This window comes from Nocardioides conyzicola, assembly GCF_039543825.1.
Taxonomy (GTDB): Bacteria; Actinomycetota; Actinomycetes; order Propionibacteriales; family Nocardioidaceae; genus Nocardioides; species Nocardioides conyzicola.
Genome location: NZ_BAABKM010000005.1, coordinates 151944 through 175091, shown reverse-complemented (window position 1 = coordinate 175091; position 23148 = coordinate 151944). Strand labels below are relative to the sequence as shown.

At 71.7% G+C, this 23148-nt stretch carries 26 protein-coding genes; 14 read left to right on the top strand and 12 right to left on the bottom strand.

Annotated elements, in window-relative coordinates; all coding sequences use genetic code 11:
• The first annotated feature begins 48 nt into the window (after positions 1-48).
• Positions 49-1329: an acetyl-CoA C-acetyltransferase gene (locus ABEA34_RS22520; RefSeq protein ID WP_345523979.1), complete on the top strand. Its 1281-nt coding sequence runs from the start codon at positions 49-51 to the stop codon at positions 1327-1329.
• Positions 1330-1338: 9 nt separating this feature from the next.
• On the opposite strand, the gene ABEA34_RS22515 is transcribed toward ABEA34_RS22520, so the two are convergent.
• Complete coding sequence (locus ABEA34_RS22515) at positions 1339-2019, bottom strand: TetR/AcrR family transcriptional regulator (protein WP_345523978.1); 681 nt, start codon at positions 2017-2019, stop codon at positions 1339-1341.
• A gap of 176 nt (positions 2020-2195) precedes the next feature.
• On the opposite strand from ABEA34_RS22515, the gene ABEA34_RS22510 reads away from it, so the two are divergent.
• Positions 2196-2540, top strand: a complete 345-nt coding sequence (locus tag ABEA34_RS22510; protein WP_345523977.1) for a DNA gyrase subunit A — start codon at positions 2196-2198, stop codon at positions 2538-2540.
• 15 nt (positions 2541-2555) lie between these two features.
• On the opposite strand, the gene ABEA34_RS22505 is transcribed toward ABEA34_RS22510, so the two are convergent.
• Complete coding sequence (locus ABEA34_RS22505; RefSeq protein WP_345523975.1) at positions 2556-4073, bottom strand: ATP-dependent DNA ligase; 1518 nt, start codon at positions 4071-4073, stop codon at positions 2556-2558.
• 41 nt (positions 4074-4114) lie between these two features.
• Between ABEA34_RS22505 and ABEA34_RS22500 the strand changes: the two genes are divergently transcribed.
• Positions 4115-5137: an App1 family protein phosphatidate phosphatase gene (locus ABEA34_RS22500; RefSeq protein WP_345523974.1), complete on the top strand. Its 1023-nt coding sequence runs from the start codon at positions 4115-4117 to the stop codon at positions 5135-5137.
• Positions 5134-6120: a 5'-3' exonuclease H3TH domain-containing protein gene (locus ABEA34_RS22495; RefSeq protein ID WP_345523973.1), complete on the top strand. Its 987-nt coding sequence runs from the start codon at positions 5134-5136 to the stop codon at positions 6118-6120. Before ABEA34_RS22500 ends, ABEA34_RS22495 begins: the two co-directional genes overlap by 4 nt.
• Here ABEA34_RS22495 and ABEA34_RS22490 read toward each other — a convergent pair.
• The 3 genes from ABEA34_RS22490 to ABEA34_RS22480 all read right to left on the bottom strand — a co-directional run bounded on the left by ABEA34_RS22490 (position 6109) and on the right by ABEA34_RS22480 (position 8056).
• The gene (locus tag ABEA34_RS22490) at positions 6109-6294 is read right to left on the bottom strand and encodes a hypothetical protein (protein ID WP_345523972.1); all 186 of its coding nucleotides are present in this window, start codon (positions 6292-6294) and stop codon (positions 6109-6111) included. The two genes, ABEA34_RS22495 and ABEA34_RS22490, sit on opposite strands and share 12 nt — an antisense overlap.
• Before the next feature lie 218 nt (positions 6295-6512).
• Positions 6513-7208: an alpha/beta fold hydrolase gene (locus ABEA34_RS22485; protein WP_345523971.1), complete on the bottom strand. Its 696-nt coding sequence runs from the start codon at positions 7206-7208 to the stop codon at positions 6513-6515.
• Between the two features lie 62 nt (positions 7209-7270).
• Positions 7271-8056: an enoyl-CoA hydratase/isomerase family protein gene (locus ABEA34_RS22480; protein WP_345523970.1), complete on the bottom strand. Its 786-nt coding sequence runs from the start codon at positions 8054-8056 to the stop codon at positions 7271-7273.
• A gap of 53 nt (positions 8057-8109) precedes the next feature.
• On the opposite strand from ABEA34_RS22480, the gene ABEA34_RS22475 reads away from it, so the two are divergent.
• The 3 genes from ABEA34_RS22475 (at position 8110) to ABEA34_RS22465 (ending at position 10414) form a co-directional block, all read left to right on the top strand.
• Entirely contained in the window at positions 8110-9039 is a 930-nt protein-coding gene (locus tag ABEA34_RS22475; protein WP_345523969.1) for a DNA-3-methyladenine glycosylase family protein, read from the top strand.
• 116 nt (positions 9040-9155) lie between these two features.
• On the top strand, positions 9156-9527 hold the full coding sequence (locus ABEA34_RS22470) for an STAS domain-containing protein (protein WP_345523968.1): 372 nt from the start codon (positions 9156-9158) through the stop codon (positions 9525-9527).
• Between the two features lie 155 nt (positions 9528-9682).
• Complete coding sequence (locus ABEA34_RS22465; RefSeq protein ID WP_345523967.1) at positions 9683-10414, top strand: ANTAR domain-containing protein; 732 nt, start codon at positions 9683-9685, stop codon at positions 10412-10414.
• Here the strand turns inward: ABEA34_RS22465 and ABEA34_RS22460 are convergent.
• The 5 genes from ABEA34_RS22460 to ABEA34_RS22440 are packed head-to-tail and all read right to left on the bottom strand — an operon-like array spanning position 10411 to position 15626.
• Positions 10411-11670: a phospholipase D-like domain-containing protein gene (locus ABEA34_RS22460; protein ID WP_345523966.1), complete on the bottom strand. Its 1260-nt coding sequence runs from the start codon at positions 11668-11670 to the stop codon at positions 10411-10413. The genes ABEA34_RS22465 and ABEA34_RS22460 overlap by 4 nt on opposite strands.
• A gap of 34 nt (positions 11671-11704) precedes the next feature.
• The gene (locus tag ABEA34_RS22455; RefSeq protein WP_345523965.1) at positions 11705-12292 is read right to left on the bottom strand and encodes a GTP-binding protein; all 588 of its coding nucleotides are present in this window, start codon (positions 12290-12292) and stop codon (positions 11705-11707) included.
• Positions 12273-12650 carry a DUF742 domain-containing protein gene (locus ABEA34_RS22450; RefSeq protein ID WP_345523964.1) on the bottom strand — a complete coding sequence of 126 codons (378 nt, stop codon included), beginning with the start codon at positions 12648-12650 and terminating at the stop codon, positions 12273-12275. Before ABEA34_RS22450 ends, ABEA34_RS22455 begins: the two co-directional genes overlap by 20 nt.
• A gap of 4 nt (positions 12651-12654) precedes the next feature.
• Entirely contained in the window at positions 12655-13080 is a 426-nt protein-coding gene (locus ABEA34_RS22445) for a roadblock/LC7 domain-containing protein (RefSeq protein ID WP_345523963.1), read from the bottom strand.
• The gene (locus ABEA34_RS22440; RefSeq protein ID WP_345523962.1) at positions 13077-15626 is read right to left on the bottom strand and encodes a sensor histidine kinase; all 2550 of its coding nucleotides are present in this window, start codon (positions 15624-15626) and stop codon (positions 13077-13079) included. The genes ABEA34_RS22445 and ABEA34_RS22440 overlap by 4 nt, the downstream gene beginning before the upstream one ends.
• A gap of 112 nt (positions 15627-15738) precedes the next feature.
• On the opposite strand from ABEA34_RS22440, the gene uvrB reads away from it, so the two are divergent.
• The 7 genes from uvrB to ABEA34_RS22405 all read left to right on the top strand — a co-directional run bounded on the left by uvrB (position 15739) and on the right by ABEA34_RS22405 (position 21912).
• Positions 15739-17859 carry an excinuclease ABC subunit UvrB gene (gene uvrB / locus ABEA34_RS22435; RefSeq protein ID WP_345523961.1) on the top strand — a complete coding sequence of 707 codons (2121 nt, stop codon included), beginning with the start codon at positions 15739-15741 and terminating at the stop codon, positions 17857-17859.
• Complete coding sequence (locus ABEA34_RS22430; RefSeq protein WP_345523960.1) at positions 17856-18293, top strand: VOC family protein; 438 nt, start codon at positions 17856-17858, stop codon at positions 18291-18293. The genes uvrB and ABEA34_RS22430 overlap by 4 nt, the downstream gene beginning before the upstream one ends.
• Positions 18294-18314: 21 nt before the next feature.
• On the top strand, positions 18315-18695 hold the full coding sequence (locus ABEA34_RS22425) for a DivIVA domain-containing protein (RefSeq protein WP_345523959.1): 381 nt from the start codon (positions 18315-18317) through the stop codon (positions 18693-18695).
• Between the two features lie 46 nt (positions 18696-18741).
• Positions 18742-20034 (top strand): MFS transporter, encoded by a 1293-nt coding sequence (locus ABEA34_RS22420; RefSeq protein WP_345523958.1) that lies wholly within the window; start codon positions 18742-18744, stop codon positions 20032-20034.
• Between the two features lie 80 nt (positions 20035-20114).
• Positions 20115-20924 carry a hypothetical protein gene (locus tag ABEA34_RS22415; protein WP_345523957.1) on the top strand — a complete coding sequence of 270 codons (810 nt, stop codon included), beginning with the start codon at positions 20115-20117 and terminating at the stop codon, positions 20922-20924.
• 53 nt (positions 20925-20977) lie between these two features.
• The gene (locus ABEA34_RS22410; protein WP_345523954.1) at positions 20978-21532 is read left to right on the top strand and encodes a hemerythrin domain-containing protein; all 555 of its coding nucleotides are present in this window, start codon (positions 20978-20980) and stop codon (positions 21530-21532) included.
• Between the two features lie 11 nt (positions 21533-21543).
• Positions 21544-21912 (top strand): MmcQ/YjbR family DNA-binding protein, encoded by a 369-nt coding sequence (locus ABEA34_RS22405; RefSeq protein ID WP_345523952.1) that lies wholly within the window; start codon positions 21544-21546, stop codon positions 21910-21912.
• On the opposite strand, the gene ABEA34_RS22400 is transcribed toward ABEA34_RS22405, so the two are convergent.
• Positions 21909-22580, bottom strand: coding sequence for an ion channel (locus tag ABEA34_RS22400; RefSeq protein WP_345523950.1), 672 nt, complete (start codon positions 22578-22580; stop codon positions 21909-21911). The genes ABEA34_RS22405 and ABEA34_RS22400 overlap by 4 nt on opposite strands.
• Entirely contained in the window at positions 22577-23128 is a 552-nt protein-coding gene (locus ABEA34_RS22395; RefSeq protein ID WP_345523948.1) for a DUF1707 SHOCT-like domain-containing protein, read from the bottom strand. Before ABEA34_RS22395 ends, ABEA34_RS22400 begins: the two co-directional genes overlap by 4 nt.
• Between the last annotated feature and the right edge of the window lie 20 nt (positions 23129-23148).

Genomic DNA, 23148 nt, shown 5'->3' with positions numbered 1-23148 from the left:
GGCACTCACCGCCTTCTCTCCACGCCGTTCCCGAACAAGGATGAATCCATGAACCCCACGACTCAGCGGGTCGCCGTGCTCGGCGGCAACCGCACCCCGTTCGCCCGCTCCAACACGGCGTACGCCGACGTCTCCAACCAGGAGCTGCTCACCGCCGCGATCGACGGGCTGGTCGCGCGCTTCGGGCTGCAGGACGAGCGGCTCGGCGAGGTCGTCGCCGGCGCGGTGCTCAAGCACGCGCGCGACTTCAACCTGACCCGCGAGGCGGTGCTCGGCTCGCGGCTCGCCCCGGAGACGCCGGCGACCGACATCCAGGAGGCGTGCGGCACCGGCCTCCAGGCGGCGATCCAGGTCGCCAACAAGATCGCGCTCGGGCAGATCGACGTCGGCATCGCCGGGGGCACCGACACCACGTCGGACGCTCCGGTGGCGATCAGCGACCGGCTCCGCAAGAAGCTGATGAAGGTCAACGCCGCCCGCGACACCGTCGGGAAGGTGAAGGCGCTCGGTGCCATCCGGCCCGGCGACATCGGGCTGGAGATCCCGCAGAACGGCGAGCCGCGCACCCGGCTCTCGATGGGGGAGCACGCCGCCCTGACCGCGCTGGAGTGGCAGATCACCCGCGAGGACCAGGACGAGCTGGCCGCCGCGTCGCACCAGCACCTCGCCGCGGCGTACGACGCGGGCTTCCTCGACGACCAGGTCACGGCGTTCCGGGGCCTGGAGCGCGACAACAACCTGCGGCCCGACTCGACGGCGGAGAAGCTGGCGAAGCTCAAGCCGGTCTTCGGGCGCGGCGAGGCGGCGACGATGACCGCCGGCAACTCGACGCCGCTGACCGACGGTGCGTCCGCCGTCCTGCTGTCGTCGGAGGAGTGGGCGGCCGAGCACGGTCTGGAGCCGCTGGCGTACTTCGTCGACTCCGAGACCGCGGCGGTCGACTACGTGCACGGTGGCGAGGGCCTGCTGATGGCGCCGGCGTACGCCGTGCCGCGGATGCTCGAGCGCAACGGCCTGACGCTGCAGGACTTCGACTTCTACGAGATCCACGAGGCGTTCGCCTCGCAGGTGCTGTCGACGCTGAAGGCGTGGGAGGACCCGATCTTCTGCAAGGAGCGGCTCGGCCTCGACGCTCCGCTGGGCTCGATCGACCGGTCGCGCCTGAACGTCAACGGCTCGTCGCTCGCCGCCGGGCACCCCTTCGCGGCCACCGGTGGCCGGATCATCAACGTGGCGGCCAAGCTGCTCGCCGAGAAGGGCTCGGGCCGCGCGCTCATCTCGATCTGCGCCGCTGGTGGTCAGGGCGTCGTGGCGATCCTGGAGCGCTGAGTCGACGGATCAGCGCGTGGCGAGCGCCAACGCGGACGCGACCAGGTAGTCGCGGACCTGGTCGGCGGAGATGGTCCCGACGGTGGGGATGCCGGGCGCGGCCTCCTTCACCAGGATGCCGACCCGGGCGAGCTGCAGCGCACCGAGCCCGCTCGCGTAGAGCGTGTTGGCGAGCAGCACCGGGTCCTCGACCCGGAAGGTGCCGGTCTCGACGCCGTGCTCCAGCACCTGGGTGAGCACCGCCAGGCAGCCCGAGATGCCACGACCGAGCCGGAAGAGCGCGCTCTCCGACATCTCGTCGAGCAGGTCGGGACCGGTGCGCCGCATCAGTGTCTGCGCGCAGTCGACGAACGCCGGGTGCGCGACGCCGTACGCGGTGAACGCGGTCACCAGGGCCGTCAGCTGGTTCTCGGCGTCGTCGGACGTCTCGATCGCCGCGGCCAGGTCGTCGCGCAGCTCGTCGAGGTAGCCGACCAGGGTGAGCGCGAAGAGCTCCTCCTTGCCGGTGAAGTGCCGGTAGACGATCGCGCGGTTGATCCCGACCGCCCGCGCGATGTCCTCGATCTGCGCGTCGCGGACCCCACGCTTGTCGAAGAGGCCGCGGGTCGCCGCGATGATGTCCTTCTCGCGGGCCCGGCGCCGTGCGGCCGCCGCCGTACGCCGGCCGTCGCTGTGGGGAGCTGTCGTCATGGGGACATGTTATGGCCGTGCAACTGTCAGTTGCACGGCAGTGACGGGATCGTGGCCCGCGCGAGTTTCATCGGCCGGCCGATGAAACTCACACCTGGACGACAAAGCTTCATCGTCCAAGCGCGAGTTTCATCGTCCAGGCTGGACCGACGGGACGTCGATGTCATGCTCCGCGGGTGACGCATCGATCTCGGCGCTGGTGGCGCCGCACCCGCTACGCCCTGGTCGAGCGCTCGAGTGACCGGCCGGCCGAGGTGCTCGGCCGGCTGGAGGGGAGGCTGCACATCCTCGATCCCCTCGTGAGGGTGCTGGAGGATCCGCACGAGCTGCTCGACGTGCTGCTGGGGGCGGCCGACGTCGCGAGCGCTCGGGCCGCGCTGCGTGAGCACTACGGGATCGATGACATTCAGGCCGCGGCCGTCCTTGACATGCAGCTGCGGCAGCTGCCCCCGGGCCAACAGCGCCGGATCGCCCGCGAACGTGACGAGACTCGCGCGCAGCTCGAAGCAGAGCGCAGGTAGCTGTCGGCGCGGACCTCAGGCGAGGTACGACCGCACGGTGTCGATCGTGTCGATCTCGGCGACGGGCTTGTCGTCGCGGTAGCGGACCACGCGAGCGAAGCGCAGGGCCACACCACCGGGGTAGCGGGTCGACCGCTGCACCCCGTCGAAGGCGATCTCGACGACCTGCTCGGGGCGCACGGGTACGACGTAGTGGGCGCGGATCTCCGCCGGGGCCAGCGCCAGCTCGGTGAACCGCTCGGTCTGCCAGGCCAGCATCTCGTCGGTCATGCCCTTGAAGGTCTTGCCGAGCATCACCAGCTCGCCCGACGACGGGTCGCGGGCGCCCAGGTGGATGTTGGAGAGCCAGCCGTCGCGGCGACCGGAGCCCCATTCGACGGCGAGCACGACCAGGTCGAGGGTGTGGACCGGCTTCACCTTGACCCAGGAGGCGCCCCGGCGGCCGGCGTCGTACGGCGCGGTCAGCGACTTCACCACCACGCCCTCGTGGCCGGAGCCGAGGGTGTCGGCGAGGAACGCCTCCGCGTCGTCGGCCGAGGCCGTCACCAGCCGCGGGACCCGGTGCTCCGGCGGCACCAGCCGCTCCAGGGCCGCGGCCCGCTCGGAGGCTGGTGCGTCCAGCAGGTCGACGCCGTCGAGGTGCAGCACGTCGAAGAAGTACGGCGTGACGACGATGCCGTCGGTCATCGCGGTGCGGGACGCCGTCTCCTGGAAGGGCCGCGGCCGGCCGGCGTCGTCGAGTGCGAGCGCCTCCCCGTCGAGCACGAACGAGGTCGCCGGCAGCGACCGGGCCACCTCGACCACCTCCGGCAGCCGAGCCGTGATGTCCTCCAGCGACCGCGTCGCGACGATCACCTCGGAGCCGGACCGGTGCACCTGGATGCGGATGCCGTCGAGCTTGACGTCGACGGCGACCTGCGCGCCCTTGCCCGCCTTGACCAGCGCCTCCGCCACCGACGGCGCGCTGGACGCGAGCATCGGCACCACCGGGCGACCGACCTCGAGACCCACGGCGGCCAGCGCGTCGACGCCGTCGAACGCGACGGGCGCCACCGCCACGGTCGAGCCGGCCAGCATCGCGGCCCGTCGTACGGCGGCCAGCGGCACCTCGGCCGCCACCGCCAGGCCCTCCTGGACGAGCGAGTCCAGAGCACCCTGGCGTACGGCGCCGGTCACGACGCCACGCAGCCACGACTGCTCGGGCTCGGTCGCCCGCCCGAAGAGCTCCGCCACCGCCGCCGACCGCGCCGCCTGCGACCCCGACCCCGACAGCTCGGCGATCGCATCGAAGGCGGCGTCCACCTCGGCCACCGTCAGCGACGGGTCGACAGCAGGATCGGGCAGCGACGACAGCCCCCGCCAGCCCAGTCCGGTACGACGCTGCCGCAGCGCGCCGCCGACGTACGCCGTCACCGTCTCGACCTCGTCGGGGGTCGCCACCGCGAGCAGCGCGGCGATCGCCGCCACCTTGGCCTTGCGGGACCGCGTCGCAGCGACCGTCGCAGAGGTCGCGACCACGTCCGAGAGCAACATGCGCCCATCCAACCCGACGGCACCGACACTAGGGTTCCACCGTGAGTCGCAAGCAGTGGCTGCTGGTCGAGGCCGAGCGCCGGTGGGACGCCGCGCGACTGCGTCGGAAGGCTGGCCGGACGCCCGAGAACTTCCGGATCGACGCCTACCTCGGCCACGGCGGACCGGACGGCGTCGTCGTGCGCGGCCGGGTGCTCGACAACGCGCCGCCCACCCCCGCCATGGAGGGCGAGGGGATTGGGGCGAGCCTGCGGCGCAGCCTGAGCCAGTTCGTGACCGACGAGCTGCCCGCCGTACCCCTCCGGGTCACCGTCGGCGACGCGAGCGTCGAGGTCGAGACCGACCACGAGGGCTACTTCCGCGCCGAGCTGCGGCCGAGTGCGCTCGCCGACCCGTGGGAGGACGGCTGGGTCGAGCTCGCGGGGGAGTACCGCGGGCTGACCGAGCACCGCACGCCCGTCCGGGTCCGGGTGCCGAGCCCGGACGCCCGCTTCGGCGTCGTCTCCGACGTCGACGACACCATCCTCGAGACGGGCGTCCAGCGGGTCGGGCAGATGCTGCGCCAGACCTTCGCCGGCTCCGCACTGACGCGTACGCCGTTCCCGGGCGTGGCTGAGCTCTACCGGGACCTCGCGGCGGTCGGCGGCGCCGACAACCCTGTGTTCTACGTGTCCTCCAGCCCGTGGAACCTGTACTCCTTCCTCATCGGCTTCCTCCGGCACCGCGACTTCCCGCTCGGACCGCTCCTGCTGCGCGACCTGATCGGCACTCGCGACGGCCGCGCCCGCAAGCACGAGCGGATCGCCGAGGTGCTCGACCTGCACCCGCACCTGTCGTTCGTGCTGATCGGCGACTCCGGCGAGAAGGACCCCGAGATCTACGCCGACATCGTGCGCGAGCACCCGGGCCGGGTCCTCGCCGTCTACATCCGCGAGGTGCGGCTCGACCCCGGCGACGGGCGCGTGGAGGCCGTGTCGGACAGCTGGGACCACGACGTCCCGTTCGTGCTGGCGGCCGACACCGACGCCGTACGCCGTCACCTGGTGGAGGTCGGCGTCCTGTGAGCGACCGCCGCCTGCTGCTCGCCGTCGACGCGCCGTCGCTGCTGCACCGCAACCACCACGCGCGGGTCGAGTCCCAGCTCCACGACCGCGGCGGCCGTCCCGCCTGGGCGCTGCACGGCATGCTGCGCCAGATCCTGGAGGCGATCGACCAGTTCGCGCCCGACGCCGTGCTCTTCGGGCTCGACGACCGGACGACGTCGCTGCGCGAGCAGGCCTACCCGGCGTACAAGGCCGGCCGAGCCGAGAAGGACCCGATGCTCGTCGACCAGCTCGACCGCGCCGGCGCCCTGCTCGACGCGCTGGGGATGCGCACCGTCACCCCGGCCGGCCTCGAGGCCGACGACGTCAACGCCTCCGCCGCGGCCTGGGCCGAGCGCGAGGGGTGGAACTGCGTCCTGATCACGTCCGACCGCGACGTCTTCGCACACATCAGCGACCACACCCAGGTGCTGAGGCTGATCACCGGAGGCATCAGCGGCTCGCCGCTGCTCAACCCCGCGCGCCTGCACGCCATGTACGGCGTCGCGGCGGAGCACTACCTGGAGTACGCCGCGCTGCGGGGCGACGCCAGCGACAACCTGCCGGGCGTGCCCGGCCTCGGGGAGAAGTCCGCGTCCGTCCTGCTCTCGCAGATGGGCTCGATGCGGGCCGTGTGGGCCGACATCGAGCACTGCGCCGGCGCGACCCTCGTGGCGACGCTCGACTCCTACTGCGAGGAGCAGGGGACGCGCCGCATCGGCGCTGGCGTGCTGAAGCGGCTGGCGACGCCGGAGGCCCGGGAGCGGTTCGAGTTCAACCTGGCGATGATGTCGGGGCGCACCGACCTCGACCTCGGGCTCACGCCCGACGTCCCCGGCAGCCCGGGCCTGCTCCCGCTGGAGCCGGACCGGGTCGCCCGGGTGGTCGGCCACCTCGGCGTACCGTCGACGACCGACCTCGCGCTGCGGGTGCTGACCGAGCCACCCGCCTCGTCAGGGCGCTGACGCAGCCGCGGTGAGTCGCGCGGCCAGCACCCGGAGCGCGTCCCGCACCTCGTCGCTCTCGTCGATCCGGAAGGCCCCGGGCAGCATCGCCAGCTGCTCGGCGTAGGCCACGACGTTGCGGGTCGAGCCCACGAGCCGGGTCGTGTGGGCGTCGACCTCCTCCAGGCGGCCCATGGGTCCGCGGGACCGAGGCCGCGACCCGAGCGATCGGCGCATCGACGGTGACGCGCACCGGGTGCTGCCAGCCGCTGCCGAGGTTCTCCTCCAGAGAGCTCGTACGGCGCGCCGACGCCCGACCTGGTCATCGCCCACACCAACCTCTACTGGACCTACCACCGGGCGCCGGGCCGCGAGGCCGGCACGGTCACGACGGCAGAGGCGCTGACGGCCGGCTAGCCGGAGACTCCCGCGACCGCCGCCTCGATCAGGGCGACGACCTCGTCGGGCTGCGACACCATCGGCACGTGGCTCGACGCGACCTCGACCGTCGTGGCACCCATGCGTGCGGCGAACTGGCGCTCACCGTCCGGCGGGATCGCCTCGTCGTTGGTCGCGACCATGAACCACGACGGGAGGTGCCGCCAGGCCGGCACGCCCATCACGTCGCCGAAGGTCGACAGCGAGATCGGCTGCTGCACGGCGTGCATGATCTTGGCCTGCGCGGGGTCGACGTCGGCGGCGAAGTGCCCGACGAAGTCGTCCTCCGGCAGCCACGCGAAGCCGAGTGCGTCGACGTCGAGGTTGCCCAGGGCCGGGGACGGTGGGCCGCCCTCGACGAGCGCGCCGATCGTCTCGCCCTCGTCGAGGCCGAACGCCGCGATGTAGACCAGCGCCACCGCGTTGGGCGCGTCCTCGCCCAGGGCGGTGATGATCTGGCCGCCGTACGAGTGCCCGACGACGACCGTCGGACCCGTCTGCCGGTTGAGCACCTGACGCAGCCGCGCGACGTCGGCGGCCAGCGAGGACTCGGGGAACTGGGGCGCGGTCACGGAGTAGCCACGCTCGTGGAGCTTGCCGATGACGGCGCTCCAGCAGGAGCCGTCGGCCCAGGCGCCGTGCACCAGGACGATGTGGGGGAGATCGCTCATGCGACGACGCTAGAGCGTTGGGCGCGCTCCCACCATCCTCCGACCGGTTGTTCCTGCGACGTTCACCAACCTGGGGGAAGGCCGGTGAAGTCCGGCTCGCGACCCTCGGCGAAGGCCGTCAGCGCCTCGAGGTTGGCCGGGCCGCCCATCAGCTCGGCGAACGCGGCGTTCTCGCGCTCACGGGCAGCGGCGACCCCGGCGCGCAGCGGCTCGGTCATGGCGCGCTTCACCGCGACGAGCGACGAGATCGGCCGGGCGGCGAGGACCTCCGCATGCCGGCGCGCCTCCGGGAGCAGCTCGTCGGGCTCGCAGACCCGCCACACCAGGCCCATCGCCAGTGCCTCCTCGGCCGAGACCCACTCCGCGGACAGCAGCATCCACGCGGCGTCCTGGCGGCCGAGCAGCTGGGGGAAGAGGTACGACGAGGCCGCTTCCGGGGCGACCCCGAGGCTGGTGAAGGGGCACTTCAGGCGGGCGGTGCTCGACATGAACGCCAGGTCGGCGTACCCGAGGATCGTCGCGCCGATGCCGAGCCCGACCCCGTTGACCGCGCAGACCAGCGGCTTCGGGAAGTCGACCAGGGCGTCGAGCAGCCCCAGGAAGCCGTGCTCGCCGCGCACGAAGTCCGGGTTGGTCGACATCGCGTGCATCTCCAGCAGGTCGGTGCCGGCGCTGAAGGCACGGCCGTTGCCGGTCAGCAGCACGACCGCCACGCCCGGGTCCTCGGCGGCCTCGAGCAGCGCCTCGGTCGTCGCGTCGTAGAGCGCCTCGTTGAACGCGTTGAGGGCGTCCGGACGGTCGAGGGTGATGGTGCGGACCCGGTTGTGGTCGTCGATCTGCAGCGTCATGGGGTCAGACTAGAACGTGTTCCACTGTCCGGCCCTCGGGCTAGGGTCGGGGCGTGGACGGACGGGTGCGGGAGTGGCGGCCCGACTGGCCGTGCTCGGTGACGTCCGTGCTGCGGATCCACAAGCGCGGCGGCGGCGACCCGACCTACCGGATCGTGGGTGAGCGCCACTGGCGCGGCATCCGCACCCCGGAGGGCCCGGTGACCCTGGCGGTGGAGTCGCGCTCGGCCGACGGCGTGGTGCGTGCCGAGGCGTGGGGCCCGGGAGCCGACTGGGTGCTCGAGTCCCTGCCGGCGATGCTCGGGGCGGAGGACGACGTGCGCGGCTTCGAGCCGCGCCACCCGCTGGTCGAGCAGGGCTGGCGGCGCTACGCGCACCTGCGGATCGGGCGCACCGGCCTGGTCATGGAGGCGCTCACCCCGGCCGTCATCGAGCAGAAGGTGACCGGGCAGGAGGCGTTCGCGGGGTTCCGGATGCTGGTGCACCGGTACGGCGAGCGCGCGCCCGGCCCCGGCGTCGACCTCAAGCTGTGGGTCCAGCCGTCGGCGGACACGATCCGGCAGGTGCCGTCGTGGGAGTGGCTGCGGATGCACATCGACCCGGCCCGCTCGCGGACCCTCGTCAACGCCGCCCGGGTCGCCGACGCCCTCGAGCGCACCGCCTCGCTGTCCGGCGTCGAGGCCGAACGCCGGCTGACATCACTTCCCGGCATCGGCGTCTGGACCGCCGCCGAGGTCCGCCAACGGGCCCACGGCGACGCCGACGCGGTGTCCTTCGGCGACTACCACGTCGCTGCCGACCTGGGCTGGGCCGTCGCCGGTCGTCCCTTCACCGACGACGAGATGGCCGACTTCCTCGAGCCCTGGCGCCCCCACCGCGGCCGCGTGCCCACGCTGCTCGCCCTCACCGCCGGCCGCCGCCCCCGCCACGGGGCCCGGATGGCGCCGCGCACCCACCTGCCGGCCAAGGTCACCCGTACCTGAACGCTCCGATCTGGTCGTCTCGGGCCATGTACTTCCGTGGCGGGGAGGAGGACCATCGAGGTGTCAGTGGCCCGGTCCCCGCCATCGAGAGTCGTGCTCTCCAACGAGGTGGCGGGATGAACGTGCTTCGGACGGACGCTCCCTCGGTGTCGGTGCACCGCTACTGGTTCGGCGCCTGGACCGTCGTCCGGGTCGAGGGTGAGATGGACGTCCAGGCGCAGCCGTTGATCGAGCATCTCGTGGGCGGCGACCGGTTCATCGCGTTCGAGCTCGATGCCGTCACCTTCGTGGACGCCTGTGGTCTGGGCACCCTGCTGTCCCGGCAGCGCCGGGCGCGCGCGGCGGGCGGGCTCGTGCAGCTGATCGAGCCGGCGGCGCCCGTACGACGGCTCCTGTGGCTCACCGGCTCGGCAGGCCACTTTCCGGTCGTCCCGGCCGACCGCGCCGTGGCGGTCCTGATGGGCACCGGTCCCTGGTCCGGCTTCTGAGGCACGCGAGGGCGAGGCGCTGGCCCGGATCAGGGCCCACTCCTTCGCCCACGGCCGGCCGCTGAACGAGGTCGCGCAGGACATCCTGGTCGGTAAGGTCGTCCTCGAACCGGACGAGCCATGAGTTCGCGCCCGCCGTTCATGAAGGAAGTGCGATGACGAGGGTTTCCGCCGACAGGCTCGCCGAGGTCCTGGTCCAGGTCGCCGACACCCTCGTCGACGAGTTCGACCTGATCGAGTTCCTCCAGATGGTCGCCGGCTCGACCTCGGAGCTGGTGCACACGGAGGGTGCCGGCATCCTGCTCGCCGACCACCACGGGGGGCTCCAGCTGATGGCGGCGACGGACGAGCGCGCCGAGATGCTGGAGCTGTTCCAGATCCAGCATGAGGAAGGTCCGTGCCAGGACTGCTACCGGCAGGGGAGGCCCGTGGTCGACATCGACCTGGCCGAGGCTGTGTCGGTGTGGCCGAGGTTCGCCCCGCGGGCGGTGGCCGCGGGGTTCCGCTCGGTCCACGCCTTCCCCCTGCGGCTGCGTCAGACCGTGATCGGCGCGATCAACCTCTTCGGAACCCACAGCGAGCCCATGGGACCGGTCGACGTCCGGGTGGTCCAGGCCCTCGCCGACGTGGCCACGATCGGGCTGCTCCAGGAACGTGCGATCCGACGCGGCGAGGAGCTCACCGGACAGCTGCAGGGGGCTCTGAACAACCGGATCGTCATCGAGCAGGCCAAGGGCGTCCTCGCCCAGGTCCACGCCGTCTCGGTCGACGACGCCTTCGACCTGCTGCGTTCCTACGCGCGCAGCCACCGGCGAGGGCTGAGCGAGGTCGCCCGGGCCGTCATCGAGGACCCCGCGAGCGTGCCGGAGCTCACGACTCGGCCCTAGAGCAGGGGACGCAGCGGCGCGAGGATCATCTCCGTGAACTTGCGGTGCAGGTCGCGCGCGGCCCACTCGCTGGCGGTCAGCTCCAGGCAGTTGGTCTCGTCGGCGGCGTAGATCTGCTCCATCGTCGCGGCGAACGCCGGGTCGATCACCTCGACGTTGATCTCGTAGTTGCCCTGGAGGCTGAGCCGGTCGACGTTGGCCGTGCCGACGGTCGACCAGGTGCTGTCGATGGTCGAGGTCTTCGCGTGCACCATCGCGTCGCGGAAGCGGAAGATCCGCACGCCGGCGTCGAGCAGCTGGGAGAAGTAGCCGCGCGAGATCCAGTCCGCGACGATGTGGTTGGACTTGAGCGGCAGCAGCAGGCGTACGTCGACCCCGCGCTGCGCGGCCGCCTTCATCGCGTCCACGAAGTCCTGGTCGGGGCAGAAGTAGGCGTGCGTCATCCAGACCCGCCGCGACGACCGGTTGATCGCCTCCATGTACATCGACCGGATGGGGAACATCCACAGCCGCGGCACGTTGCGGTGGAAGCGGATCCGGGTCTCCCACGTCGACGCGGTCTCGAGCAGCAGCGGCCGCTCCGAGGTGCCGATCCGGCGCCTGCGGTTGAGGTTCCAGAAGTCGGCGAAGGCGCGCTTGAGGTCCCACACCCCGGGGCCGGTGATCCGCACGTGGGTGTCGCGCCACTCCGTCGCGTACGCCGTACCGATGTTGTAGCCGCCGACGAAGCCGACGGCGTCGTCGACCACCAGGATCTTGCGGTGGTCGCGGCCGTAGCGGGCGAGGTCGTAGAACTTCCAGCCGGCCGGGTAGATCGGGTAGCGCAGCACCTTCATCGTCGGCGGGAAGCGCTTGAACCGCGGCGACACGACGATGTTGGCGAACCCGTCGTAGATGCAGTAGACCTCGACCCCGCGGTCGGCGGCGGCGGCGAGGGCGGCCTTGAACTTCTCGCCGATCTCGTCGCCCTTCCAGATGTAGGTCTCGAAGAGGATCTGCCGCTGCGCGCCGTCGATCGCGGCGAGCATGGCGTCGTACAGGTCCTGCCCGTAGGTGTACGTCGTCAGCGCGCCGTCCCCGACGGGGACCTCGGTGGGCGGGGTGACCGGGAACGGCTTGGGCTTCTTGCCCCGGCGCCGGTAGGAGTCCACCAGCGACATCCCGATGGCGAGCGCCATCTGGATGCCGAAGAGCGTCAGCAGCGTCCGCCGGAGCACCCGCAGGAGCCGCTCCACGGGACTCGACGGGCTGCTCACGTGGTCAATCTAGCGGCCGTCGTACGACGGTCCGCTACGCGCCCACCGCCGCGCTCAACCGTTCCAGGGAGAACTCCGTGACCCGCACCAGGGCCTCCTTGACGGACTCCCGGCGACGCGCGTCGATGCGGATCACCGGGATGCCGGGGGAGAGGGCGAGGGCGGCGGCGACGTCCTCGAGCGGGTACTGCGCGGCGTCCTCGAACTGGTTGACCGCCACGATGAAGGGCAGGCCGCGCTGCTCGAAGTAGTCGAGCGGCGAGAAGGCCTCGTCGAGCCGCTCGGTGTCGACCAGCACGATGGCACCGATGGCGCCGAGGCAGAGGTCGTCCCACATGAACCAGAAGCGGCGCTGGCCCGGCGTACCGAAGAGGTAGAGGACGAGGTCCTCGCCGAGCGTGATCCGGCCGAAGTCCATCGCGACCGTCGTGGTGCCCTTGCTGGGCACCGCGGCCAGGTCGTCGATCCCCTCGGACTGGTTGGTCACGAGCGCCTCGGTGCGCAGCGGCATGATCTCGGAGACCGTCCCCACCAGGGTGGTCTTGCCGACGCCGAACCCGCCGGCGACGACGATCTTCGTCGAGGCGGCCGTGCGCGGATCGCTAGAGCGTGCGTAGTCCACGGAGCGTCCTTTCGATCAGCTCGCGGCGCTCGTCGTACGACGAGTCCTCCTGGATGGTGGTCTGCACCCGGACCTGACCGAGCTCGACGAGGTCGGCGAGCAGCACCCGTACGACGCCGATGGGCATCGCGACCAGTGCCGACACCTCGGCGACCGAGCGCCGGTCGCAGACCTCGAGGATCCGGGTGAGGTGCGACTCGACCGGGCCCGCGCTGGCGGAGCCGAGCCGGCGCAGCGTGGCCTCGAACGGCAGGTCGACGCGCGGCGTCGTACGGCCGGACGTGAGGGTGAACGGTCGCACGCGCACGGCCGCGGCGTCCGGCTGCGGCTCGTCGCGGGGCGAGGTCTCGGCGGCCATCGGGTCACCCGGACGTGTCGCTCATGACGCGGGCGCGGGCCTGGACCATCTGGCCCACCCGGTCGACGAGCAGCGCCATCTCGTAGCCGACCTGCCCGATGTCGGCGGAGTCCTGGGTCAGCACGGCGAGGTGCGACCCGTCGCCGACGCTCATCAGGAGCAGGTAGCCGAGCTCCATCTCGACGACGGTCTGCAGGACAGCGCCGCCGTCGAAGAGCCGGGCCGCGCCGACCGCCAGGCTGGCGAGGCCGGAGGACACGGCCGCGACCTGCTCCGCGCGGTCGGCCGGGATGCCGGAGCTGGCCGCCATCAGGAGGCCGTCGGCCGAGACGAGGATGGCGTGGGCGGCCGACGGGACCTCGTCGACGAAGCGGGTCACGACCCAGTCCAGCTCGCGGGTCACGGACGGGGCGTACGGGTTCGCGCTCATGCGGGGTCGGCTTCCTGGTGTGACGGGTCGGCGGACGTCGGGGCGACGGCGGTGGTGCGGCCCCGGGAGACACCTGCGGCGTGCGCCGCCAGCCGGGCCCGGATGGCCTCGGGGTCGCGGACCACCGGCGGTGCCGCAGCCGTCACGCCACCCGGGACGAGCCGCTGACCGGGCCGGCGGACCGGCAGGCCGCTGGGACTGACGGTCTCGCTCGGCGACTCGGTGGCGCGGTGCGCCGCCTCCCACCCGGCCTCGACCTCGGTCGTCGCCCAGCCCTGGGCGTGGTCGCCGGAGCTGCTGAACCAGTTGGACTGCAACGTCGCGTAGATCGGTGACTCCTCGGTGGCGATCGGTCCTCCAGCAGGCATCGGCTCCCGCAGCGGCTCGCGCTCCGGTGGCCGCTCGGGTTGCGGCTCGGGCTCCGGACGGGGCTGGGGCACGACCGCGAGCGGCACCGGTGCGGGCTCGGGCTCCGGCTCCGGCTCGGGCTCCGGTACGACGGCGACCGGCTCCGGCGGTGGCTCCGACACCCGCGCCGGCTGTCGCTGGGGGAGCCGGGTGAGCGCGTCGATGGCGGCGAGGTACCTGGTCGTGGACTGGTCCTCGGTCGACGCAGCGGCGACGGGCTCGGGCCGGGGTGCCAGGGTCGGGGTGGTGGCCGCGGCGGCGGCCGGTGCTGCGTCGTACGCCGCCGCGGCAGTCGGGGTGGGCGCGGCGACCGGTGACCACGACGGCGACGTCGGGACCGAGGCCGCCGTACCTCCGGGCAGGAGCGCGGCGGGCAGCATCACCCGGGCGGTCACGCCGCCGCGCTCGTTGAGCTCGAGCCGGACCTGGATGCCTCGGCGGCGGGCCAGGCGGCTGACCACGAGGAGCCCCATCCGGCGGGCGGTCTCGGCGGTGACCTGGCCCCCGGAGGCGAGCTCCGCGTTGAGGCGGGACAGGTCGCCGGTCGCGACGCCGAGACCGGCGTCGGCGATCTCGACCTCGATGCCGGAGCTGGTCCGGACGGCCTCGACCATGACCGGTGCGGTCGGCGGCGAGTAGTTCAGGGCGTTGTCGACCAGCTCGGTCAGCAGGTGCACGATGTCCGGCGCCGCGACACCGGCGACGCGACCGTCGGGCGTCGAGAGGATCTGCACGCGCTGGTAGTCCCGCACGCCGGCGATCGCGGCCTGGAGCAGGTCGGCGACGGTCAGGTCGGCGCCGTCGGTGCCGGGCGTGGGTGCGTCCGCGAGAACCATCAGGCTCTCGGCGGTACGCCGCATCCGCGAGGCCAGGTGGTCGAGCCGGAAGAGGCTCTCGAGGCGGCGCGGGTCCTCCTCGTCGCGCTCCAGGTCCTCGATCAGGCCGAGCTGCTGGTTGATCAGGGTGGTGTTGCGCCGCGACAGCGTCGCGAACATGTCGCCCACCTGCGAGCGCAGCTCCGCCTCACCGGAGGCCAGCGTGATCGCCTGGCGGTGGAGGGTGTCGAAGGCGCGGGCCAGCTGGCCCATCTCCTCCTCGGTGGTCACGTCGATCGGCGTGATCTCGCCCGGCTGCTCGCCGGCCCGGATCCGCGCGACCGCCTCGGGCAGCTCCTCGTTGGCCACCTGGATCGCGCCGTCCCGCACCCGACGGATCGGGCGGGTGAGGGTGCGCGCCACCATCAGGGTGAGGAGCACGGCGACCAGAAGGGCCACGCCGGTGACCACGGCGCTCGCGATCGCGAGTTGTCGCGCACTCCTGGCCGCCGCGGTCAGGTCGCCGTCGATGTCGGCGAACAGCTGGGCGGTGAGCTCGTCGTACGGCTTGTACGCCGACCTCGTGCCCAGGTCGTCGCCGCCGGTGCGCACCGTGTCGAACCGCTGGGCGTTGCCGCTCGTCAGCTGCATGACGAGCGGCTCGGTCGAGCCCAGGGACGCGCCGAGGCGGTCGATGGCCGACGACTCGACGCCGAGCTCGGCGGCGAGGTCCGACTGGCTCAGGAGGTTGCCGCCCTCGTACGCGACCTGGAACTGCTGCATCGCCAGCGACAGCCGGCCGTCGATGGCCTGGACGACGACGGGGAGCAGCGGCTCCGGCGCGGCCTGCTCGTTGATGATCTGGTCGACCAGCTGGGTGATGCCGCGGTGCAGCTGCCGGACCTGGGAGACCGACTGGCCGACGCTGAGGTAGGCCTCGCCGTTGCGCAGCTGCTGGCTCAGGTCGAGGATCGCGGCGACCTGCTTGCGCTGGGCCGGGGTCAGGTCGGCCTGGGCCGTCGCGGACTCGAACCGCTGGGCAGCGGCCTCCACGTCCTTGGTCGCGGCGTCCCGCTTGGGGTCGACCGCGCTCGTCTTGCGCCGCGCGACCACGGCCGCGTTCTCCGCGGCGTTGAGGTAGGCGACCGCCGGGGGGAGCACGGTCACCTGGCTGGCGGCCGCGGCGTGCTCGCTGCTCTCGGCCAGCTCCTTGTGGACGCGGAGCGTGCCGAACGTCGCGGCGAAGAGCATCGGGAAGGCGACCACGAGGATCAGCTTGCGGCGCAGGCTCCAGCCCGAGACGTGGAAAAGTGTGCGTGACATCGACATCCCCTAGGTCACGAGGCGATGATCTGGTGGCCAAGCCTGAGGGCAGCACGGGCGCCCGCAACATCGGCCACATGGCCATGTCGGATGGCCCGTCTAGGCTCGTGGCATGCGACCAGTGACAGATCTCGAGCGCCGGGTGGCGCCCTTCAAGGTCGTCTCCGACTACGAGCCGTCCGGCGACCAGCCGGCGGCGATCAAGGAGATCACCAAGCGCGTCGACGGCGGCGTCAAGGACGTCGTCCTGCTGGGTGCCACCGGCACCGGCAAGACCGCGACCGTGGCCTGGGTGGCCGAGCAGGTCCAGCGACCGATGCTCGTGCTCCAACCCAACAAGACCCTGGCCGCCCAGTTCGCCAACGAGCTGCGCCAGCTCTTCCCGGACAACGCGATCGAGTACTTCGTCTCCTACTACGACTACTACCAGCCCGAGGCGTACGTCCCCCAGACCGACACCTACATCGAGAAGGACTCCTCGATCAACGAGGAGGTCGAGCGGCTGCGGCACTCGGCGACCAACAGCCTGCTCACCCGGCGCGACGTGATCGTGGTCAGCACCGTCTCGTGCATCTACGGCCTGGGCACCCCGCAGGAGTACGTCGATCGCATGCTGCGGCTGCGCGTGGGCGACGAGCGCGACCGGGACGCGATCCTGCGCCAGCTGGTCGAGATCCAGTACACCCGCAACGACATGACCTTCACCCGCGGCACCTTCCGGGTCCGCGGCGACACCCTGGAGATCTTCCCGGTCTACGAGGAGCACGCGGTCCGCATCGAGTTCTTCGGCGACGAGATCGAGCGGCTGATGACGCTCCACCCGCTCACCGGCGAGGTGGTCACCGAGGACAAGGAGCTCTACGTCTTCCCGGCCACCCACTACGTCGCGGGCCCGGAGCGGATGGAGAAGGCGATCCGGGGCATCGAGCTCGAGCTCGAGGACCAGCTCGCGGCCTTCGAGAAGCAGGGCAAGCTGCTCGAGGCGCAGCGGCTGCGGATGCGCACGACGTACGACATCGAGATGATGCGCCAGGTCGGCTCCTGCTCCGGCATCGAGAACTACTCGATGCACATGGACGGCCGCACCCGGGGCTCGGCGCCCAACTGCCTGCTCGACTACTTCCCCGAGGACTACCTCGTGGTGATCGACGAGTCGCACGTCGCGGTGCCGCAGATCGGCGGCATGTACGAGGGCGACATGTCGCGCAAGCGCAACCTGGTCGACCACGGCTTCCGGCTGCCGAGCGCGATGGACAACCGTCCGCTGCGGTGGGAGGAGTTCCTCGACCGGATCGGGCAGACCATCTACCTGTCGGCGACGCCCGGCGACTACGAGCTCGACAAGGTCGAGGGCGACACGGTCGAGCAGATCATCCGACCGACCGGCCTGATCGACCCGGAGGTGGTGATCAAGCCGACCAAGGGCCAGATCGACGACCTGATCCACGAGATCCGCACCCGCGCCGACAAGGACGAGCGGGTCCTCGTCACGACGCTGACCAAGAAGATGTCCGAGGACCTCACCGACTACCTGCTCGACGCCGGCATCCGCACCCGCTACCTCCACTCCGAGGTCGACACCCTGCGCCGCATCGAGCTGCTGCGCGAGCTGCGGATGGGGGAGTACGACGTGCTCGTCGGCATCAACCTGCTCCGCGAGGGCCTCGACCTGCCGGAGGTGTCGCTGGTCTCGATCCTCGACGCCGACAAGGAGGGCTTCCTGCGCTCCGACAAGTCGCTGATCCAGACGATCGGACGTGCGGCCCGCAACGTGTCCGGCCAGGTCCACATGTACGCCGACAAGATCACGCCCTCCATGGAGAAGGCGATCGACGAGACCAACCGACGGCGCGCGAAGCAGGTGGCCTACAACGTGGCCGCCGGCGTCGACCCCCAGCCGCTGCGCAAGAAGATCGCCGACATCACCGAGATGCTCGCGCGTGAGGAGGAGTCGACTCACGAGCTCCTCCAGACCTGGCAGCAGCAGGACCCGAAGAAGCGGAAGGCGCCCGTACCGGCGCTGTCCCGGCTGGCCGGCGGTGACGCCGGTCAGCACACGAGCGGTCTCGCCGGGCTGCCCAGTGCCGAGCTCGCCCAGCTGATCCAGGAGCTCACCGACCAGATGAAGGGCGCGGCCGCCGAGCTGCACTTCGAGGTCGCCGCCCGGCTGCGCGACGAGATCGGCGACCTGAAGAAGGAGCTGCGGCAGATGATGGAGGCAGGTGCGAAATGAGCACGGTCAAGCAGGTGCAGGTCACCTTCGACTGCGCGGACCCACGGGCGCTGTCGAAGTTCTGGAACGCGACCCTCGGCTACGAGCTCCCGCCCCCGCCGCCCACCTTCGACTCCTGGGACGCCTTCTCGGAGACGCTGCCGCCGGAGAGGCGCAACATGGCCTCCGCATCGGAGGACCCGGCCGGAGCCGGCCCCCGGCTGTTCTTCCAGCAGGTGCCCGAGGGCAAGTCGGCCAAGAACCGCGTGCACCTCGACGTCCGGGCCGCCCCCGGCCTGGAGGGCGACGAGCGGATGGCCGCGCTCGAGGCCGAGTGCGATCGCCTCGTCGGGCTCGGGGCGACCCGGGTCGAGCGCCACGAGCCCGCGCCGCCGATGAGCGGCGGCCACATCGTGATGCAGGACCCCGAGGGCAACGAGTTCTGCCTGGACTGAGGTCTGCCCTAGGTTGGCGCCGTGCCCACCAACGTCGAATCGCTGCTCCAGGAGATCAGGAACGTCCGCTTCAGGCCGGTGCGCCTCCGTGAGGGCTACGACATGGGCGAGGTGGACCAGCTCCTGGACCAGCTGACCGCCGCCCTCGGCTCAGGTCAGCCGGTCGACCAGCTGGTCGCCGCCGCCCGGTTCACCCCGGTCCGGTTGCGGGAGGGCTACGACATGGGTGACGTGGACCGGTTCCTCGCCGGGATCGTCGAGGCGGCCACCGGCGGCGAGACCACGCCTGCGATGTACGCCGACCCGCCGCCGACGCCCGCCGTGTCGCCGGCGACGTATCCCGCTCCCAGCGTCATCGAGGAGCAGCGCGGCCTGTTGTCGCGGCTCTTCGGCCGCGGCTGAGACACCCGGGTCGGGCCAGTCGGTCGGCGCACCTAGCATTGCGGGAGTGACAACCCAGGCCACCACCATCACGGCACGTACGTGGTCGGTGTGGCTGGTCGGGCTCCTGGTCTACCTCGTGGCGGTCTTCCACCGGTCCTCGCTCGCGGTCGCGGGCCTGGCGGCGACCGAGCGGTTCGACATCTCGGCCTCCCAGCTGGCGACGTTCACGATGCTCCAGCTGCTGGTGTACGCCGGCATGCAGATCCCGGTCGGGCTGTTGGTGGACCGGTTCGGGTCACGCAGCGTGCTGCTCACCGGGCTGGTCCTGATGACCCTCGCTCAAGGCGGCTTCGCGCTGGCGCACAGCTATCCCGCGGCGCTGGTCGCACGGGTCTTCGTCGGCATGGGCGACGCCATGACCTTCATCTGCGTGCTGCGGCTGGTCGCGACCTGGTTCCCGGCCCGGCGCATCCCGTTCTTCACCCAGCTGACCGGCACCCTCGGCCAGCTCGGCGCGGTGCTCGCGGCCGTCCCCATGACCTGGGCGCTCGGCCACCTCGGCTGGACCAAGGCCTACCTGCTCGCGGCGTCGCTCGGCGTCGCCCTCGCCGTGGCGGTGCTGCTGGTGCTCCACGACTCGCCGACCACGCGCCACCTCCGCGGCCCGACCCTCTCGTTCGCGCAGGTGCGCCACAGCCTGGCGTCGTCGTGGGCGCATCCCGGCACCCGCCTCGGCTTCTGGATGCACTTCTCGACCCAGTTCAGCGCGACCGCGCTCAGCCTGCTCTGGGGCTACCCGTTCTTCGTGAAGGGGGAGCACCAGTCGTCGGCGACGGCCGGCCTGCTGCTGACGCTGATGGTGCTGGCGGTGATGGCCGCCGGCCCGACCCTGGGCTGGCTCGTCGGCGCTCACCCCTGGCACCGCTCGACGATGGTGCTGGTGATCGTGAGCAGCATCGTGACCGTGTGGACCGTCGTGCTCACCTGGCCGGGCCACGCCCCGACCTGGTTGCTCGTCGTCCTCGTGGTCGTCGTCGGCATCGGCGGTCCGGCGTCGATGATCGGGTTCGACGTCGGGCGCACCTCCAACCCGCACGAACGGCTCGCGAGCGCCAGCGGCATCATCAACCAGGGCGGCTTCGTCGCCAGCCTCGTGCTGGTGATCGTGATCGGTGTGGTGCTCGACTGGCGTACGCCGGGCGGGGGCAGCGACTACACCCCGTCGGCGTTCCGCTGGGCGATGAGCACGCAGTACTTCATCTGGGCGCTCGGCCTCACGCAGGTCGTCCGCTACCGGGTCCGCACCCGTCGGGTCGTCGACCGCGACGAGCTCGAGGGGATCGCCCGGGGGGCCTGAGCGCCGGTGTAACGCACCGGGCCCGGCCAGCGCTGTCCTGGGTGAGGCGCCGCCCGGGTGCCCGCGAGGAGGACACCACCATGCAGCTCAGCACCAGGACCGGCGCCGCGGGTCTCACCGCCGCCCTCATCGCGACCCTGGCCGCACCGGTGGCGACGGCGGCGCCCGCCGAGCGGCGCGCGGCGTTCAAGCCGACGCTGGCCGCCAGCACGGCGACGGTCGTCGCGGGTCATCGTCTCGTCCTGTCGGGCAGGGTGAAGCCCGTGCGCAAGGGCACCGAGGTGGTGCTCCAGAAGCGCATCGGGGACGCGAAGTGGCGCCCGGAGGCGGTGCTGAGCACCACCAGGAAGGGTGGGTTCACCTACCGCGACAAGCCGACGACTCCCGGCGTCCGCCACTACCGCGCGGTCGTCCGGGAGGACGGCAGGATCAAGGCCGGCACGAGCGCCTCGGTGAAGGTGACCGTCTACCGGTGGCAGAACCTGACCGACCTCGACGTGCGCCGCTCGTCGTACACGAACGACGTCAGCTCGGTGTCGATCAACGCGCACGAGTACGGCCCGGCGTTCGTGGGCTACGCGGAGCCGTGGGCCAACGCCGGCATGGTCGACTGGAACCTGGAACGCCAGTGCCTCCGGCTCACCGGTCGCGTCGGCAACGGTGACGACAGCGACGACCTGGCGACGGCGACGATCGACATCGTCGCCGACGGTGGGAGCCGCTACAGCAAGACCTTCGCGCTGGCGACGTCCGAGCTGAAGACCCTCAGCCTCCAGGGCGTCTTCCGGCTGGCCTTCGAGTGGACCGCGGACAACCCGTCGGGTACGTCGCAGCAGCACGGCGGTGCGCAGGCCACCCTGGCGAAGGCCCAGGTCCTCTGCTCCTTCTGAGGCGACTCGTCGGGCCGGGTTTCGCTCGGCCCGCGACGGGCTACCTTGCCGGCATGACGAACATCGATCTCGGACGCCCGCTCCAGGGGGACGTCGTAGAGCTGATCCTCGACGACCACCGCCGTTTCGAGACGCTGCTGCGCGACCTGCGTGACAGCAGCCAGGACCGCGACGCCGTACGCCGTGCGTTCGCGACCCTGCACGTCGCCCACGCGGAGGCGGAGGAGAAGTACGTCTATCCCAAGCTGCGCACGAAGGGCGCGGTCGGCGCGCACGAGGCCGAGCACGGCGAGGAGGAGCACGCCGAGGGCAACGAGGCGCTGCTGGCCGTGCTCGAGCTGAAGGGCACCGACACCCAGGCCTTCGACGACGCCGTCGAGGAGCTCGCGAAGGTGGTCAACCACCACCTGACCGAGGAGGAGCTGACGATCCTCAACCCCGCCCGCGAGGAGGTCGGTCCCCAGGTGCGCGCCGAGCTCGGTGAGCAGTTCGCCACCGAGCGCAACCACCAGATCGACGCCGACTGCGGCACCCTCACGAACGTCCGCAAGATCGTGGCCGCCGCCCGCAAGGACGGCCTGCTCGACGACGACGAGGACGACGACTGAGACTGGGTCCCATGGACGCTGCGGAGATGCAGGAGCACTGCCTCGCCAAGCCCGGGGCGTGGGTCGACCACCCGTGGGACCCGAGCCACACCGTGATCAAGGTCGGGCCGGGGGAGGCGGGGAAGATCTTCGCGTTCCTCGGGGACGCCGGGGTCGGCGTGAAGGGCGGCCCGAACCGCGACGTGGCCGACGAGTGGCTGCACCGCTACCCGGACGACGCGAGCGTGATGCGGTACATCGGCCGGTCCGGCTGGAACGACCTCTCCTGGGCCGGCGCGATCCCGGACGACGAGCTGCTCGAGGCCGTCGACGAGTCCTACCGGCTCGTCGTGTCGAAGCTGCCCAGGAAGCACCGCCCCGAGGGCTGGGACTCGCTCTAGCGTCGCTCGTGCCGGACGACCGCGAGGCTGACCAGCCGGGCGACGACCAGCGCGACGTAGAACACGCCGGCGATCATCTCGATCATCGCGAAGGAGCGGGCGTGGCCCTCGACCGGGAGGACGTCGGAGAGCCCGACGCTGGTCAGGGTCGTGAAGGACAGGAAGAGCAGCTCGAACCAGCTGCTGTCGCCGCCCCCGTCGCCGCCGGTGAACGAGCCCGGCCAGATGACCTGGCAGGCGGCGTACGCGTAGGCGAAGCCCCAGGCGACGACCGTGAACGCGGCGCCGGTCGCGAAGAGCTCGTCGCGGGTGACCCGGTCGTCGTGGAAGAGATAGCGCAGCATCGCGAACGAGATGTAGAAGTAGAACGGCACGTGGAACGAGGCGGACGCGAGCACGATCGCGTCGTTGTGGGGTTGCCAGGCCTCGAGGACGGTCAGGACCATGGCCGGCCCGCCGAGCAACGCGGCCACCCAGGTGAGGGCGGGGGTCAGGCGGACGGCGGCGACGGCCGCGACCACGACACCGAGCTGGACCACGCCGAGGACGGCCCGGCCGCCGATCGAGCCCTGCAGGAAGGGATACGCCAGCACGGCGACGAGCTGGGCGGCGAGCAGGATCGCCGACGGGTGGGCCAGGGCCGTGTCGACGTGCTGGCGGGTCCTCACTCGGAGGCCTTGTCGTTCGGCTTCCAGGGCTGGCCGAGCTCCTTCGCCTGCTTCCTCTCGAGCTTGCGCTCGTGGCTCGCGATCAGGTCGTCGCGCCGGATGGCGGTCTGCAGGAGGTTGATACCGGTCCCGAGCATCACGAAGCCGGGCCAGAAGAACTCGCCCCACATCACCAGCGACCAGATGACCAGGCAGATGAGGCTGGGGATCAGGAAGCCCGCCGCCGCCTCGCGCACGTCCGAGCGCCACGCGGCGACCGCGCGCCGATGGATCTCGTCGGGGGTCGCGTGGGCCAGCCCGGAGCGGCTCGGCGTGAGACGGGTCGGGGCGACCAGGTCCGACACGATCGGCGCGAGCTCGCCGAGGGTCCGCGCCTGCGTCGCCCGGTCCATCCGCTCGTCGAACTCCTCGCGGTCGAGCCGCCCGTCGGCGTACCCCTCGGTGAGCGCCTGCTGCACCACCCCACGGTCCTGGTCCGAGGCCCGCATGGACTGGTACTGCGCATCGCGCGGGTCATGGCTGAACGACGCCCAGAACTCCTTGTCCACGCGGTCATCGTAGGAGGCGA

Excerpts from the sequence above, each read along its gene's own strand:
- ABEA34_RS22520 (WP_345523979.1), top strand. The coding sequence starts at position 49 with ATGAACCCCACGACTCAGCGGGTCGCCGTGCTCGGCGGCAACCGCACC.
- ABEA34_RS22515 (WP_345523978.1), bottom strand. The coding sequence starts at position 2,019 with ATGACGACAGCTCCCCACAGCGACGGCCGGCGTACGGCGGCGGCCGCA.
- ABEA34_RS22505 (WP_345523975.1), bottom strand. The coding sequence starts at position 4,073 with ATGTTGCTCTCGGACGTGGTCGCGACCTCTGCGACGGTCGCTGCGACG.
- ABEA34_RS22490 (WP_345523972.1), bottom strand. The coding sequence starts at position 6,294 with ATGGGCCGCCTGGAGGAGGTCGACGCCCACACGACCCGGCTCGTGGGC.
- ABEA34_RS22485 (WP_345523971.1), bottom strand. The coding sequence starts at position 7,208 with ATGAGCGATCTCCCCCACATCGTCCTGGTGCACGGCGCCTGGGCCGAC.
- ABEA34_RS22480 (WP_345523970.1), bottom strand. The coding sequence starts at position 8,056 with ATGACGCTGCAGATCGACGACCACAACCGGGTCCGCACCATCACCCTC.
- ABEA34_RS22470 (WP_345523968.1), top strand. The coding sequence starts at position 9,156 with ATGAACGTGCTTCGGACGGACGCTCCCTCGGTGTCGGTGCACCGCTAC.
- ABEA34_RS22465 (WP_345523967.1), top strand. The coding sequence starts at position 9,683 with ATGACGAGGGTTTCCGCCGACAGGCTCGCCGAGGTCCTGGTCCAGGTC.
- ABEA34_RS22450 (WP_345523964.1), bottom strand. The coding sequence starts at position 12,650 with ATGGCCGCCGAGACCTCGCCCCGCGACGAGCCGCAGCCGGACGCCGCG.
- ABEA34_RS22445 (WP_345523963.1), bottom strand. The coding sequence starts at position 13,080 with ATGAGCGCGAACCCGTACGCCCCGTCCGTGACCCGCGAGCTGGACTGG.
- ABEA34_RS22440 (WP_345523962.1), bottom strand. The coding sequence starts at position 15,626 with ATGTCACGCACACTTTTCCACGTCTCGGGCTGGAGCCTGCGCCGCAAG.
- uvrB (WP_345523961.1), top strand. The coding sequence starts at position 15,739 with ATGCGACCAGTGACAGATCTCGAGCGCCGGGTGGCGCCCTTCAAGGTC.
- ABEA34_RS22430 (WP_345523960.1), top strand. The coding sequence starts at position 17,856 with ATGAGCACGGTCAAGCAGGTGCAGGTCACCTTCGACTGCGCGGACCCA.
- ABEA34_RS22415 (WP_345523957.1), top strand. The coding sequence starts at position 20,115 with ATGCAGCTCAGCACCAGGACCGGCGCCGCGGGTCTCACCGCCGCCCTC.
- ABEA34_RS22410 (WP_345523954.1), top strand. The coding sequence starts at position 20,978 with ATGACGAACATCGATCTCGGACGCCCGCTCCAGGGGGACGTCGTAGAG.
- ABEA34_RS22405 (WP_345523952.1), top strand. The coding sequence starts at position 21,544 with ATGGACGCTGCGGAGATGCAGGAGCACTGCCTCGCCAAGCCCGGGGCG.